We start from the raw sequence: 13,985 nt of genomic DNA, 5'->3' as shown, positions 1-13,985 counted from the left end.
GATCCGGGCAGTTCGCGGGCAGATTGTGCGCGTGTCGCCAAGAAATTCTGAACAGTATCCGGCATGCTCGACCCCCGGCGGAATCCCTTCTGCACAAGGATTTTCGGCATTTGCCCGCCACTTTGCCGCCAGTTCGCCTTAACCTGCGGACGTTTCGGGTGCTTTACGTGGAGCACAACTGTTGTCATCATCATGACGACGAGGAATCCACCGTGGTTTTCCTCAGCCGCACCAAGGAGGCAGAGTGCCAGCCAAGAAGGCAGCCGCAGGGAAGGCGACAGCCAAAAAGGCTTCTCCCGCCAAGAAGACTGTCGCGAAGAAGACCAGCGCCGCGAAGACGACGACCGCGCGCAAGGTCAGCGCAGCAAAGAAGACAGCGACGAAGAAGGTGAGTGCGGCCAAGAAGACCGCCGCTTCGAAGACGGTCGCGAAGAAGGCGCCGGCCAAGAAGGCCACCGCCCGCAAGACCGTCGCGAAGAAGGCTCCCGCCAAGAAGGTCACGGCGAAGAAGACCGTTGCCAAGAAGGCGCCGGCGAAGCGCGCGACCGCGGCCAAGAAGACTGCCGTCAAGAAGACCACGGCCGCCGCCAAGAAGACCACGGCCGCGAAGAAGACCGTCGCCAAGAAGGCACCGGCGAAGCGCGCGACCGCGGCCAAGAAGACTGCCGCCAAGAAGACCACGGCCACGAGGACCGCCGCGAAGCGGACGACGGCCAAGAAGGTCGCGGCGAAGAAGGCACCGGCGAAGACCGCTGCCAAGAAGGCGCCGGCCAAGCGGGTCGCCGCGAAGAAGGCGCCCGCGAAGACCGCCGCCAAGAAGGCGCCCGCGAAGCGCGTCGCCGCGAAGAAGACCGCGGTCCGCAAGACCGCCGCGAAGAAGGCGCCGGCGCGTAAGGCCCCGGCCCGCAAGACGGCGGCCAAGCGGGTGGCTCGCTGATCCCGACGTCCGCGTTCGCGCGACGTCCCGCAGTAACGAATCACGCAGGACCGAATCCCGCCGGACAAACCTGAGGGGCACCACCGATGCCGGTGGTGCCCCTCGGTGCGTTCCGGGAGCCGGACTCAGTCGTCGTCCCACTTCGGGTCGTTGTCCCAGTTCTCGTTGCGTTCCTGGACCTTCTCCAACGCGCGCGCGGCCTCTTCCGGCGAGCTGTACGGCCCGAGCCGGTCGCCGGACTTCGCACCCTGGTACGGCTCGACCTTGCCGGTCTTGGTGTTGAAGTACCACTCGTTGCTGTGATCGTCACTCATCTGGATGACCACCTCCTGGGAGTCTTGTCGCAGCTCACTAGAATGATCTCACCATGTCGATCCTTACTGCTGGCGTCATTTCGCCGCGCCGCGACGTACCTGCATCCATTCCGCGCCCGGAGTACGTCGACAAGCCGGCGCCGACGCCGTTCGACGGGTCGTACGTGACGCCGCCGGAGCTGATCGACAAGATGCGGGTCGCGAGCAAGCTCGCCGCGCAGGCGTTACAGGCCGTCGGTGCGGCCGCGAAGCCGGGTGTGACGACCGACGAGCTGGACGCGGTCGGCCATCAGTACCTGATCGAGCGGGACGCGTACCCCTCGACGCTCGGCTACCGCGGCTACCCGAAGTCGCTGTGTACGTCGGTGAACGAGGTCATCTGCCACGGCATCCCCGACGACCGTCCGCTCGAGGACGGCGACATCGTGAACGTCGACATCACGGCGTACCTGGACGGTGTGCACGGGGACACCAACGCGACGTTCCTGGTCGGTGACGTCGACGAGGAGAGCAAGCTGCTGGTCGAGCGCACGCACGAGGCGTTGATGCGCGGCATCAAGGCGGTCAAGCCCGGGCGCCGGGTGAGCATCATCGGCCGGGTGATCGAGTCGTACGCGAAGCGCTTCGGGTACGGCGTGGTGCGCGACTTCACGGGTCACGGGATCTCGACGTCGTTCCACTCCGGGCTGATCATCCCGCACTACGACGACGAGCGCTTCGACGACCTGATCGAGCCCGGCATGACGTTCACCATCGAGCCGATGCTGACGCTCGGCACCTACGACTACGACCTGTGGGACGACGGCTGGACCGCCACCACCAAGGACAAGTCCCGCACCGCTCAGTTCGAACACACCCTCGTCGTCACCGACACCGGCGCCGAGATCCTCACGCTGCCGTGACCATCACGCAGTACGACCGCGCCCATTTGGCAGGCGTGATCGCACTGTGCGACGCCGAAGGCTGGCCGAGCCTGGTCGCCGACCCCGAGCGCACCCACGCGGTCCTCACCGCGCCCGGCGTCACCAGCGTCATCGCCCTCGACGGGGAATTCGTCACCGGTTTCGCGTATCTGCAGAGCGACGGCCACATCCAGGCCCACCTGTCGATGATGGCGGTGCACCGTTCCTACCGACGCAAGGGCATCGGCCGCGCCCTCCTCGAGTACGCAGCACCCCTCACCGGCGCGCTACGAGTCGACCTCATCACCGACACCGCCGAGGACTTCTACGCCTCCTTCGAACACCGCACCTTCTCAGGCTTCCGCATCTACCCATGACCCCAGCGTCTGACTGGACCGCCCACAGCGTCGCGCCTCTGCATCACCCATAACCGGTAAGACCGCCCGCCCCAGCGATCGACTCAAGATCGTCGGCGAAGTGGGCGGCTTGTTGCATGGTTGATTCGTCGGCGGACCAGCGACTCTCGTGCTGGGCGGAACGTGACTTGGTGCGGCGGCTCACGTGGCCGTTGGGCTCTGATGGGTCTGTGCGAGCACAGGCGTCTGCCTGCGGGGGTTTCGTTGTGGGGAGGAGGGCTGGCAGGGTTGGTCTTGGTTTGGGCGCTGGGTCGGCCCAGGCCGGGCGGGACACCTGGACCTGCCCGTCGGTGATTGTGATGACCCAGTGGCCGGAGTGCAGGGACCGGTGGTGGGACCGGCAGAGGAGCACGAGATTGTGGATCGCGGTTTCGCCGCCGTCGATCCAGGAGCGGAGATGATGTGCGTCGCAGTGCACGGGTGGGGCGCCGCACACCACGCAGCCCTTGTCGCGGACGTTCAGGGCGCGGCGCATCGCCCGTGTCACCAGGCGTTCGCGTCGACCGACGTCAAGTGGCTCGGAGTTAGAGCCGAGCACCAGCGGGATGATGTTCGCGTCGCAGGCCATCCGCCGGATCGCCGCGACAGACAGACCGTCGCCGTACACGAGGTCGCCGCTCGCGTCGGCGGTGGCAGACCGCAGGTCCTCGAAGTCGATGGTGACGGTGATGTTCGCCTTCGCACCGAACCCAGGGACCCAGCCTCCAGTACCGGACGCAGATGACTCATCGGCCGCCCCGCCGCCGGAAATGTTGTCCTCAGAACGAGGTCCGGCGGCAGGTGGCTTGAAGCCGGCGACAGTTGGCTTGAAGCCGGTGTCCATGGCTGCCGCGGCGATCGCCAGTGTGGACGTGAGCGCATCGGCCTGGCGCTTCTCCCGGGACCGTGGGTCGAGCTCACCGTCAACTGTCTTCTGCGGGCGCGCGCCGGCGTGGATGCGGGATCGGAGCAGCTCGGCGTTCTCGTTGGCCAGGTAGCCGCGGAACTTCACGCCGTTCTCCGCAGCGATCAGGGTCAGCGATTCGCGGGCATACGCCGCATTCTCTGCAGGCTCTGGGCCGTCGGTGTCCAAGAGGTCGCAGATCTGCTTCGCGGCCTTGGCAAGCTCGCCCGGGCAGAGGTGTCCTGCGAGGTTGACCAACTGCTCCTCGGCGATATCGAGGTCCGCTACCGGCACTCTGGACCGAACCCGCTCCAACGCGCTGACGATTGCACTTGCCTGCGCCGGACGCAGCCCCCGAGCCTCGTCGGTGAGGGCTGTCGACACAGCGTCGTACTTCGACAGTCTGCGGGCGAGCTCGACATCGCGATGGGCCTCGCGACGGTCGATGCGGTGGCGCATGGCCAGCAGCTCGGCGCTGCCGCGAGCCCCGAGCTCTTTGGCCAATCCGATCTCGTCGACGCGCGCGATCAACTGCAGGCGGTAGGTGAGCAACCGGGCGACGGCAGCATCGACCTGGTCGAGAGCCGGCAGCAGTTCGCTGTCGTTCATCGACCACACCGGCCGCTCGCCCAGAGGTTCCATGCCCGCAACGATAGGCAGGCCCACCGACAGTTCCCAAGCCCGAATCCCCTTATTTTCCAGGAGATTCAGCTATCCACAGATTCAAAAGTCATCCGCTGCGGAAGCCCAGATCCCGATACAGTGTGAGTGCGGCAGCGTTCTCCTCATCGACCCGCAGCGCCACGGTTGTCGCAGCACAGGAAGCCAGCATCAACCGCGCGATCCCCTGCCGCCGATGGGTGCGGGCGGTAAAGAGTTCGATGATGAAAGGACAGTCTGGAGTGTCGGGCCACGGGGCGCGTTCGACGACGAGAAGGGCACCTACCAACTGCTCGCCGGCCCAGGCGAGGCGGCTGAGTGTTGGGGCGAGTACGCCGTAGCCGTTCTCGAAGGTGAGGTTGATGTCGTCCAGGGCGTCCTGCTCCGTGGCCGCGGCGATGCCTGGTTCGTAGGCGTCGAAGTACAGCCGGCCGAGTTCTACCGCATCCGCCGCGGTCGGCGGGCGCAGGGCGACGCCTGGTATGGCGATCGGGCGCGTCGGGCCGGCGTGGCGGATGAGGATCATCGGTTGGAGGCAGTGGTGATGAAGGTTCCTAGGTCTGTGGATTGTTGGCGACGGGAGGGTTCGTGGACGTACATCATGTGGCCGGCTGGGTAGTACTTGGTTTCGATGTTGGCGTTGAGTTCGGACGGGATCTGCAGGCGGGCCAGCGTGTGTTCGGTGGCGAAGTACGGGGTGGCGCCGTCGTAGTGGCCGGAGGCTACGTGGATCTTGAGGTGCGGGTTGACGCGCATCGCCTCGGCGAGCTTGTCGGCGACGGTGATCTGCTGACCCTCGAACTCCTTGAAGGACCAGTTCCGCGCGGCGTCCATGTTGAGGATCTCGTACGGCAGATCGTTCTCGTACCCGAGTTCGACGCGCACGTAGTGATTGAGCGCCGCGGAGTACGGACCGGTGATCGCGTTCATCGACGGGTCCCGCTCCGGCTTCTCCGAGCCGTAGTCCGCGTTCCATCCGGTGAAGCGTCCGTCGAGCCGCCCGACCGTCTGCCGGCGCGAGCGCAGCAGTTCGCCGTAGAACCGCTCGTGCTCGATCCGCAGGTTGACTCGGTCGATGTAGTCCTCGCTCAGCCCGGTCAGCGACGCCAGCCGGGTGACCACCTCGGCGCGGTAGTCCGCCGGGATCCGGTTGCCCTGGGCAAGCGCGTTCGGGTACCGCCCGGCCGCGAACCGTTCCGCGTCCGCGAGCACGTCCTCGAGCGACCGGTCCGGGATCAGGCCGTGGTAGTGCGCGATCGCGGCGTACGTCGGCAGGAACAGCGTGTACGGCAGGTCGTTGCCCGGCGAGAAGTCGAGGGTGCCGAATTCCAGCACCATCGAGATCAGCATGACGCCGTTCAGGTACATCCCGTAGCGCTCCTGCAGGTGCGCGGCGAGCCCCGCGGCGCGCGTCGTACCGTACGACTCGCCGGCCAGGAACTTCGGCGACATCCAGCGCCCGTTCCGCGACGTCCACAGCCGGATCACCTCGCCGACGGACTCCAGGTCGCGGGTGAACCCGTGGTAGTCGGCCGGCTTCTCCCCCTCGGCCGCCCGCGAGAACCCGGTCGACACCGGGTCGATGAACACCACGTCGCTGTACTTCAGCAACGTCTCGGCGTTGTCGACGATCGCGTACGGCGGGGGCGCGAGCTCGCCGACGTCACCGGACACCACGCGGCGCGGACCGAGCAGACCGAGGTGCAGCCAGATGCTCGACGAGCCCGGACCGCCGTTGAACGCGAACGTCACCGGACGGTCCTTGGCTCCGGTCCCGTCCGGGTCGTCCAGCGTGTACGCGGTCAGGAACACCTCGGCCTTCGGCTTCAGTCCGTCGAACTTGCCGTCCGTGACGACCTCCTGGCGGAGCACGATCCGCCCGGTGGTCGCGGTGTACCGCAGCTCCTGCCCGTCGACGGTCACCGTGTGCCGCGTCGTCACCAGGTCGTCGACTGGCGGGGCCGGCTTCGTCTCGGTCGTCGTACCGGCGTCGGTCGTCGCTTCGGGCTCGGCGTGCTCGTCGTTGGCCATGTCGAGCACCTTAATCCACCCGGACACGGGCTAGCGTTGGGTTCATGGCGACGATTCTGCACATCGCGTTCGTGGACCAGTGGGAGGCCGCGGTCGAGGCCGGCTGCTACCGGTGGTCGACCCGCGGGAGGAGCCTCGACGACGGCGCCACGTTCATCCATGCCTCCCGCCCGGAGCAGGTCGCGATGGTGGCGAACTTCGCGTACGACGACGTGGACGAGCCGCTGTGCCTGCTGGTGATCGACACGGAGCGGCTGGTGTCCGCGCTGTGCGACGAGGACCTGGAGGGGACCGGGATCAGCTTCCCGCACATCTACGGTCCGTTGAACCTGGACGCGGTGGTCGAGGTACGCCCGTACCGGCGGGGTGCCGACGGGCTGTGGCCCGAGGTGACCGCCGAGGCCGTATCCTGAGAGACGGAACGGGTCGGTCGGGCGATCGCGTCGTCCTGGCAACAGGGCGCCGAGGAAAGTCCGGACTCCACAGGGCAGCGTGGTGGGTAACGCCCACCCGGGGTAACCCGCGGGACAGTGCCACAGAGAACAGACCGCCAGCGGCTCCGGCGAACCCCGTGGTTCATCGGAGTGCGGGTGAGGGTGAAACGGTGGTGTAAGAGACCACCAGCTCCGCAGGTGACTGCGGAGGCTCGGTAAACCCCACGTGGAGCAAGGCCAAGAAGGGCGGCGGGAGACCACCGTCCGCGCGAGCGTCCGAGGGCTGCCCGCCCGAGCTCGCGGGTAGGCTGCTGGAGGTGCCCGGCAACGGTCACCGTAGATGGATGATCGCCAACCACAGAATCCGGCTTACAGACCGGCCCGTTCCCCCAACTCCGGCACCGCGCAGGCGTAAATCGTTGGTGCCAAGGCGCTTCGGCGTCTTACAGTCGAGTGGAAGACAGACCTGGGTGGGCCGGAGTTGATCGGTTACCACTTTTAATGGGCGGGTCGCAGGTTCGACTCCTGCCGCCGGGTGTGAACCCGACGTAGCTCAGACGGCTAGAGCAGCTAATGCCGGTCGGCGCACCACGTCTACTCAGGCCTGTCTTCAGTCATGCCCGGAAACGTCAGGAGAGAAAGGACATGTCCACAGACCCGCTGGCTCTGATCAGCACTCGGCGGACGCGACAGGACGAGCAGGCCGATCCGCGGCAGCGGATGAACCGCGCCGGTGGGTACACCTTCGTCCAGGACGATCTCGCCCGGCTACACCGGTTCCTCACGCTCGGAACGACCGGAGGCACGTACTACGCCTCCGCACGCGAACTGACGCGGGAGAACGCCGGACTGGTCCTGGAGCTCGCGACGAAGCGCTCGGCCGAGGTCGTGGCCGCCGTACTGGACATCTCCCTCGCCGGTCGCGCGCCGAAGCAGGACCCGGCGCTGTTCGCACTCGCGGCCGCGGCGAAGCTCGGTGACGACGACGGACGGCGCGCCGCGCTGGCCGCCGTACCGCTGGTCGCGCGGACCGGCACGCACCTGTTCCGCTTCGCCGGGTACCTGGAGCAGTTCGGTGGCTGGGGCCGTGGCACGCGACGGGCGATCGGCAACTGGTACGTCGACCCGGATCGCACCGTGGACTCGGTCGCCTACCAGGCGCTCAAGTACCGTCAGCGCAATGGCTGGTCGCACGCGGACCTGCTGCGCCTGTCGCACCCCAAGACGACAGAGCCGGTACGTCGGGAGCTCTTCGACTGGATCCACGGTCGGCCCGCCGACCTGTCCGGACTGCCACTGCTGACCGCCTTCGAGCGGCTCCAGTCCGCGACCGACGTCACCGAGGTGGCCGACGTGATCGCGCTCAACCGTGGGCTGTCGTGGGAGATGGTCCCGGACCGGTTCCTGAACGAGCCGCGGGTCTGGGAATCCCTGCTCGCGAACGGACTCCCGCAGACCGCGCTGCTCCGGCAGCTCCCCCGCCTCACCCGGCTGGGACTGCTCGAGCCGCTCGGTGCCTGGGCGCGGGTCGTTGCGGACCAGCTCGCGGACGCCGCCCGGCTGCGGAAGGCGCGGGTGCATCCGGTCAACGTACTCGTTGCCCAGCGCACCTACTCGTCCGGGCACGGTGTCCGCGGTGGCGGCGAGTGGACGCCGTCGCAGCCCATCGTCGACGCACTCGACGCCGCGTTTTACCTCGCGTACGACGCGGTCGAGCCGACCGGCCGGCGGATGCTGCTCGCGCTGGACGTGTCGGGATCGATGACGGCGCGGGTGTCGGGGCTGCCGATCAGTTGCCGCGAGGCGTCGGCCGCGTTGGCGCTCGTCACGGCCGCGACCGAGTCGTCGTACGACATCGTCGGTTTCACCAGCAAGGGCGACTACCGGAAGCCCGCGCTGACGCCGCTGCCGATCTCTCCGCGGCTGCGGCTCGAGACGGCGATCCGGACGGTGTCGGCACTGCCCTTCGGTGGGACGGACTGCTCGCTGCCGATGCAGTACGCGCTGCAGCGGAAGCTCGCGATCGACACCTTCGTGATCTACACCGACAACGAGACCTGGCACGGGCGGATCCACCCGCACCAGGCCCTGCAGCAGTACCGGCAGCGAATGGGGATCGACGCCCGCCTGGTCGTGGTCGCGATGACCGCGAACGGCAGCACGATCGCCGACCCATCGGATCCCGGCATGCTCGACGTCTCCGGGTTCGACAGCGCGGTCCCCGGCCTGATCGGCGACTTCGCCCGCGGTGCCTGATGTAGCTAGTGACAATGCTCCTCGGCCGGCGGCCCTGGGATGCGGCCCGCGGGCTTCTCCCAGGGTTCCTGCCGGCCGAGGGCGGTCCGGTCCAGCGCCGTAACGGTGAAGGTCATCGCGTCCGGTCCGCGCCCGTACGTGGAGTACGTGTGGAAGACGTCCGTCCCCACGCGCAGGAAGCAGCTCAGACCGTGCAGGTCGAACGGCTGCTCCCCCTGGGTGTGCCCGTTGTTCGGCAGCACGTCCCACTCGGCCTTCGTGCGGTAGTTGTACTCGAACGGCAGCACCGACTCGTCCAGCGTCACGTGGTAGTCGTAGTTGAAGTCGCTCCCGTGCGACGAGTACCACGGGTAGCTCCACCCCCGAGCCGTCCGGTACGCCGCGAGCTTCTCGTACGGCGCCCGCGACACCAGCGCGAACGTGGTGTTCAGCTCGTTCAGCGCCGCCACCGACCCGATCTCGTCGACGAACCCGGTGCAGTTCGGGCATCCCTTCTCCCACTCGGGCTGGAACATGAAGTGGTACACGACCAGCTGGTCACGCCCCTCGAACAACTCCAGCAGACTGGCCGACCCGTCCGCCCCGGCGAACACGTACGGTTTGTCCACGAGCACCATCGGCAGCTCCCGACGCCGGGTGTTGAGCGCGTCGTACTGCTTCGTGAACGCCTTCTCCTCCGCCAGCAACGCCCGGCGGGCTTCCAGCCACTCGTCCCGCGACACGACCTTCGGCAGGCTCATCCAGTCCTCCATGGGTAGATACGATCACCGGCGACGTCGGAGCCACAGGCCGCGATTCGACATGCCGCTTCAGGAGTCGGATCGCAGGCGGCCGTGCAGGTGCCAGTCGTGCCAGCCGTCGGCGTGCTTGATCGCCTGCCGCAGCGTTCCCTCGAGCCGATACCCGGTGCGCTCGGCGACCCGGCAGGACGCGGTATTGGCGGTGGAGTGGTGAATGCTCAGCCGGTTGAACCCGATCACCCGGAAGGCCCACGCCGACAGCGCATCCACCGACCGCGCGGCAACCGCTCGGCCGCGAGCCTCCGGAGCGACCCAATAGGACAGCGAAGCCGATCCCTCGGCGAGCGACACCTCGCGTAGCCCTACCTGCCCGAGTGGCTGGTCGTCCTCGTCGACAACGGCCCAACTCGCAGCGGTTTCGGCGTCCCAGCGATCGACCCACTGCCGGATCCATTCCCCCGCCTCGTCGGGCGTGTCGAGCCGCCGGACGTGCCAGCGCTGGATCTCCGCACCGGCGAACGCATCCATCACCATCTCGGCATCGCTTCCCCGCCAGGGCCGCAGTACCAATCCGTCGCCGGTCGCCAGACGCGGCTGCGAGGCGTCCCGCAGCGTTCCGTGAGGTAAGGCCGGATCCACGAGCAGAGGCATGCGGTGATGCTAGTCGCCTCAGGACGCTGGGCCCGCGTGCGTCGGAGCGGGATTCGACCCGTTGGAGATGAGAAACTCGAGGACATGCGGAGACGGGTGCGTACCGGGATCGTGATCCTGCTCCTGGTCGTCCTGCTCGGCGGCGCCGGGTACGTCGGGTGGGTGCTGGTGCAGCGGTCCGAACCGGTCTCGCTGCCGGAGCCGACCGGCAACTTCCAGGTCGGCCGGCGCACGTTCGAGTGGACGGACACGCCGCGCCGCGACCCGTACACGAACGGCCCGCGCAGACTCGCCGTCTGGCTCTGGTACCCGGTTGCCAAGGACACCACCGGCCGGCACGTCGAGTACGCGCCGGGCCTGTGGAGCGGGCTGCATCTCAAGTCCCCGATCTCGGTGTTCCAGGGTCCGTTCGACACATTGCAGGACCGCGCTCTCGACCGGGTCGCCGTCGCGCCCGGCCGCTTCCCGGTCGTCGTACTGATGCCCGGCATGGGCCTGTCCGCCCCGATGTACGCCGCCCTCGCGGAGGAACTCGCCAGTCACGGCTATCTGGTCGCGGGCGTCACGCCGACGTACAGCGCGAACCTCACGGTGCTCGGCGGGCAGGTCGTGGACAGCAAACCCGAGGCGAACCCGCCGAACCTCGGCGACAGCACCGAGGGCTCGCAACAAGTCGGCGACCACCTCGTCACGATCTGGGCCGCGGATGCGCGGTTCGCCGCCGGCATGGTTGCGAAGCAGCTCCCGAACTCGGTCGAGTCCGGCGTCGGAGCGTCGTACGTCGGCCACTCGTTCGGGGGCGCGGCATCCCTCGAGGCGTGCCGGCTCGACCAGAGCTGCGCGGCAGCCGTGGACCTGGACGGCAGCCAGTTCGGCGACGTGGTGACGAAGGGAGTGAAGGCGCCGATCATGTTGCTCGGCGCCGACGACTCCTGCATCACCAGCGTCTGCGGCCCGGACGCCAAGAACGACGCGGACCGCAATCGTGCGCTCTCGATGCTCAAGGCGAGCAGCGGCACCTCGTGGTGCGCGACGATCCCGGGCAGCCGGCACTTCAACTTCACCGACTACGGCGTCTACTACCTGGCGTACCCGCTGCGCAGGTTCCTGCCGCTCGGCAGCGTCGGCCCCCGGCACGCGCTGACGGTCCAGAACGGCTACGTCACCACGTTCCTCTCGCACGCGATCTACAAGACAGCGACGCCAGGCGCGCCCGCCTGCAAGTCCTAGAAATCCAGTTCGTAGGTCTGCCCCACGAGTTTGTCGCCCCACATCTCGTGGGTCTCGGTCGCCGTCAGCCGGAACCCGCGTGACAGGTAGATATGCCGCGCCGCGACCAGCGGGTCGTTCGTCCACAACACCATCCGCTTGTAACCGGCGCTCCGCGCGAACGCCAGGCACGTGTCCACCAGCTCGGCTCCGAGCTTCAGGCCGCGCGCCGCGGGTGTCACCAGCAGCAACCGCAACTGCGCGGTCGTCTCGTCCGGACCACGCACACAGAAGATGCTGCCGGCCCGCTCACCGTCCACCTCGGCGATCCACGCGGCCTCGCGCTCGTCGTCGTGGTCGGCCGCGTAGGCCGCCACGATCTTCGCGATCAGAGTCTCGTACGCCGCCGCCCATCCGTACTCCGCGGCGTAGATCTCCGCGTGCGACTGGATCACCCAGCCAAGGTCTCCGGGCTGTCCCAGCTTCCTGATCAGTTTCGTCATTCGTCCACCCGATCTACTGACACGACTGTTTCAGTACGCGATACTAGCCCTGTGCCGACCACGAAGGAAGCCATGAAGGACGCGCCGTCCGCCCGCGAACAGGAACTGCTCGAGCGCGCGTACGCCTATTCGCTCACCCACGGGCTGGCCGATCTGTCGCTGCGCCCACTGGCGACCGCGATCGGCTCCAGCCCGCGGGTGCTGCTGTTCCTGTTCGGCAGCAAGGACGGCCTGATCAGGGCACTGCTCGCCCGCGCCCGCGCCGACGAGCTCGAACTGCTCCGCCAGACCGAGCAGCGGTACGACGAACCGCCCGGCCTGACCGTGATCGCGCGCGAACTGTGGACCTGGCTGGCCGCCCCGGAACGCCGGCCGCTGATGACGTTCTGGGTCGAGGCGTACGGTCGCTCACTCGTCGCACCCGACGGGCCGTGGGCGGACTTCGCCCGTTCGACCGTCGACGACTGGCTCGAGCTGCTCAAGGCGAGCGAGCCGGAGCAATCCGAAACCCGGCGTACCGCGGTCCTCGCGATGCTCCGCGGCGCCCTGATCGACCTCCTCGCGACGGGCGACCTGGCCCGAACGACGGCCGCGGTCGAGGAGTACCTAGCCGAGTAGCTCGAAGGCGACGGTGCGCTTGGCGATGTCGGCCTCGACGAGCTTCACGCGGACGGCCTGGCCGAGTGGGAGCGCCGTGCCGGTGACGCGGCCTTCGATCGCGAGCGTGGTGAGGGCGACGATGCCGCGGCCGTTGTCCTTCTCGTCGACGTCGGTGATCACACCGTCGAACTCGGCGCCGATCCGGTCGGCGACCAGCCCGGCCTCGACCATGCTGACGATCGACCGCTCGTAGGCGTGCGCGCGCCGGTCGGCGTCGTCCATGACCTTCGGGATCTCGTCCATCGACTCGCGAACCCAGGCCGGCACCTCGGCACCCGCCGACAACGCGACACAGATCTCGCCCGTCCACCGGTCGACGAGCCGTCGCAGCGGTGCGGTGACATGGGCGTACTCCGCCTTCATCGCGGCATGCAGCGGCTGCTCCGGAACGCTCCCGTCGAAGGCCGTGTACCCGGCGCCGCGGAACAGCACCGTGCAGGCCGCGAGCATCGCCGCGTGCGCCGGCACCTTCGGGTCGAGACCGTGGATGAACTCGGCGTACGTCGTCTCCGCGGGCCAGGCGAGCCCGAGCGCCTTGGCGGTGTTGCCGAGCTTGCGGCGCAGGTCGTCGTGCGACTCCGGCAGCGTGCGCAGGATGCCGATCCTGCCTTTCATCATCAGGTGCGCGGCGGCCATGCCGGTGAGCAGCGAGATCTGCGCGTTCCAGCCCTCGACCGGCAGCGGCGCACGGAACTCCAGGCCCCAGCCGTGGTTGGAGGTGACGACCTCCTGGTCCGGGATCGGCAGGTTCACGCCGCCACGGGCCAGCTCGCGCTGCTCACGAAGCTTGCCGACCTCACGCAGGAGCTGCAGGGACTCCGACGCCCTCCCCGCGTCCAGGTCCTGCTGTACGCCGGCGTAGTTGAGCTTGGCCCGCGACTTCACCAGCGCACGCTCGCAGGTGACGTCCGTTCCTTCGCCGGTCGAGTCGACGGTGATTGTCCACAGCAACGCGGGACTGACCTGGTCGGGCAACAACGAGGCCGCGCCCTCGGAGAGCTCCGGCGGGTGCAGCGGGGTCCGCTTGTCCGGCGCGTACAGGGTCTCGCCGCGGCGCCGGGCCTCGGCGTCGATCGGGTCGCCGGGCTGCACGAACGCGGCGACGTCGGCGATCGCGTAGTACACCGTGAAGCCGGCGCCGGACCGCTCGATGTGCAGCGCCTGGTCGAGGTCCATCGAGTCCGGCGGGTCGATCGTGACGAACTCGATGTCGGTCCGGTCCAGCTCCGGCAGCCGGGCATTCGCCGCCGCGGCCACCGCCGCGGCGGTCACCTCGGGCGGGAACTCCGCCGGTACCTCCTGCTCCCGGCGAATGTCCTGCAACGACGCCCGGAACACCTCCGGCACAGCTTCGGCGAAGTAGACCCTCTGCAGCGGCATGGGGTCAGA

15 protein-coding genes and 1 other RNA gene are annotated in these 13,985 nt (G+C 68.1%); 8 read left to right on the top strand and 8 right to left on the bottom strand.

All coding sequences use genetic code 11. The features are described from left to right. The first annotated feature begins 244 nt into the window (after positions 1 to 244). Complete coding sequence (locus ACFYRH_RS11475) at positions 245 to 937, top strand: histone H1-like repetitive region-containing protein (protein ID WP_387771952.1); 693 nt, start codon at positions 245 to 247, stop codon at positions 935 to 937. A gap of 125 nt (positions 938 to 1,062) precedes the next feature. Here ACFYRH_RS11475 and ACFYRH_RS11470 read toward each other — a convergent pair whose 3' ends face one another. Next, positions 1,063 to 1,251, bottom strand: coding sequence for a hypothetical protein (locus ACFYRH_RS11470; protein WP_325041281.1), 189 nt, complete (start codon positions 1,249 to 1,251; stop codon positions 1,063 to 1,065). A gap of 53 nt (positions 1,252 to 1,304) precedes the next feature. On the opposite strand from ACFYRH_RS11470, the gene map reads away from it, so the two are divergent. Together map and ACFYRH_RS11460 are read left to right on the top strand one after the other, a co-directional pair. Further along, positions 1,305 to 2,153, top strand: coding sequence for a type I methionyl aminopeptidase (gene map, locus ACFYRH_RS11465; RefSeq protein WP_387771948.1), 849 nt, complete (start codon positions 1,305 to 1,307; stop codon positions 2,151 to 2,153). Beyond that, positions 2,150 to 2,530, top strand: a complete 381-nt coding sequence (locus ACFYRH_RS11460; RefSeq protein WP_387771945.1) for a GNAT family N-acetyltransferase — start codon at positions 2,150 to 2,152, stop codon at positions 2,528 to 2,530. The genes map and ACFYRH_RS11460 overlap by 4 nt, the downstream gene beginning before the upstream one ends. Positions 2,531 to 2,573: 43 nt before the next feature. Here ACFYRH_RS11460 and ACFYRH_RS11455 read toward each other — a convergent pair whose 3' ends face one another. The 3 genes from ACFYRH_RS11455 to ACFYRH_RS11445 form a co-directional block, all read right to left on the bottom strand. Next, the gene (locus ACFYRH_RS11455) at positions 2,574 to 4,094 is read right to left on the bottom strand and encodes a DUF222 domain-containing protein (protein ID WP_387771942.1); all 1,521 of its coding nucleotides are present in this window, start codon (positions 4,092 to 4,094) and stop codon (positions 2,574 to 2,576) included. Positions 4,095 to 4,182: 88 nt separating this feature from the next. Next, complete coding sequence (locus tag ACFYRH_RS11450; RefSeq protein WP_387771939.1) at positions 4,183 to 4,638, bottom strand: GNAT family N-acetyltransferase; 456 nt, start codon at positions 4,636 to 4,638, stop codon at positions 4,183 to 4,185. Continuing rightward, complete coding sequence (locus ACFYRH_RS11445) at positions 4,635 to 6,143, bottom strand: S10 family peptidase (protein WP_387771936.1); 1,509 nt, start codon at positions 6,141 to 6,143, stop codon at positions 4,635 to 4,637. Before ACFYRH_RS11445 ends, ACFYRH_RS11450 begins: the two co-directional genes overlap by 4 nt. Before the next feature lie 44 nt (positions 6,144 to 6,187). Between ACFYRH_RS11445 and ACFYRH_RS11440 the strand changes: the two genes are divergently transcribed. From ACFYRH_RS11440 to ACFYRH_RS11430, 3 genes are all read left to right on the top strand, one after another. Further along, positions 6,188 to 6,556 carry a DUF952 domain-containing protein gene (locus tag ACFYRH_RS11440; RefSeq protein WP_387771933.1) on the top strand — a complete coding sequence of 123 codons (369 nt, stop codon included), beginning with the start codon at positions 6,188 to 6,190 and terminating at the stop codon, positions 6,554 to 6,556. A 9-nt stretch (positions 6,557 to 6,565) separates the two neighbouring features. Next, an RNA gene (rnpB, locus tag ACFYRH_RS11435) (RNase P RNA component class A) lies at positions 6,566 to 6,965 on the top strand. A gap of 257 nt (positions 6,966 to 7,222) precedes the next feature. Next, positions 7,223 to 8,833: a TROVE domain-containing protein gene (locus tag ACFYRH_RS11430; RefSeq protein ID WP_387771930.1), complete on the top strand. Its 1,611-nt coding sequence runs from the start codon at positions 7,223 to 7,225 to the stop codon at positions 8,831 to 8,833. 5 nt (positions 8,834 to 8,838) lie between these two features. Here ACFYRH_RS11430 and ACFYRH_RS11425 read toward each other — a convergent pair whose 3' ends face one another. After that, positions 8,839 to 9,573, bottom strand: coding sequence for a DUF899 domain-containing protein (locus ACFYRH_RS11425; protein ID WP_387771927.1), 735 nt, complete (start codon positions 9,571 to 9,573; stop codon positions 8,839 to 8,841). A 69-nt stretch (positions 9,574 to 9,642) separates the two neighbouring features. Next, a complete protein-coding gene (locus tag ACFYRH_RS11420) occupies positions 9,643 to 10,224 on the bottom strand; it encodes a GNAT family N-acetyltransferase (RefSeq protein WP_387771924.1) in 582 nt (193 codons plus the stop codon). 84 nt (positions 10,225 to 10,308) lie between these two features. On the opposite strand from ACFYRH_RS11420, the gene ACFYRH_RS11415 reads away from it, so the two are divergent. Beyond that, complete coding sequence (locus ACFYRH_RS11415; protein WP_387771921.1) at positions 10,309 to 11,454, top strand: alpha/beta hydrolase family protein; 1,146 nt, start codon at positions 10,309 to 10,311, stop codon at positions 11,452 to 11,454. On the opposite strand, the gene ACFYRH_RS11410 is transcribed toward ACFYRH_RS11415, so the two are convergent. Next, on the bottom strand, positions 11,451 to 11,936 hold the full coding sequence (locus tag ACFYRH_RS11410) for a GNAT family N-acetyltransferase (protein ID WP_387771918.1): 486 nt from the start codon (positions 11,934 to 11,936) through the stop codon (positions 11,451 to 11,453). The two genes, ACFYRH_RS11415 and ACFYRH_RS11410, sit on opposite strands and share 4 nt — an antisense overlap. A gap of 51 nt (positions 11,937 to 11,987) precedes the next feature. On the opposite strand from ACFYRH_RS11410, the gene ACFYRH_RS11405 reads away from it, so the two are divergent. Further along, positions 11,988 to 12,554 carry a TetR/AcrR family transcriptional regulator gene (locus ACFYRH_RS11405; protein ID WP_387771915.1) on the top strand — a complete coding sequence of 189 codons (567 nt, stop codon included), beginning with the start codon at positions 11,988 to 11,990 and terminating at the stop codon, positions 12,552 to 12,554. On the opposite strand, the gene ACFYRH_RS11400 is transcribed toward ACFYRH_RS11405, so the two are convergent. Then, a complete protein-coding gene (locus ACFYRH_RS11400; RefSeq protein ID WP_387771912.1) occupies positions 12,543 to 13,976 on the bottom strand; it encodes an RNB domain-containing ribonuclease in 1,434 nt (477 codons plus the stop codon). The two genes, ACFYRH_RS11405 and ACFYRH_RS11400, sit on opposite strands and share 12 nt — an antisense overlap. Positions 13,977 to 13,985 lie beyond the last annotated feature (9 nt).

The organism is Kribbella sp. NPDC004875, assembly GCF_042873375.1.
Taxonomy (GTDB): Bacteria; Actinomycetota; Actinomycetes; order Propionibacteriales; family Kribbellaceae; genus Kribbella.
This window is presented reverse-complemented; position numbering and strand designations above follow the sequence as displayed.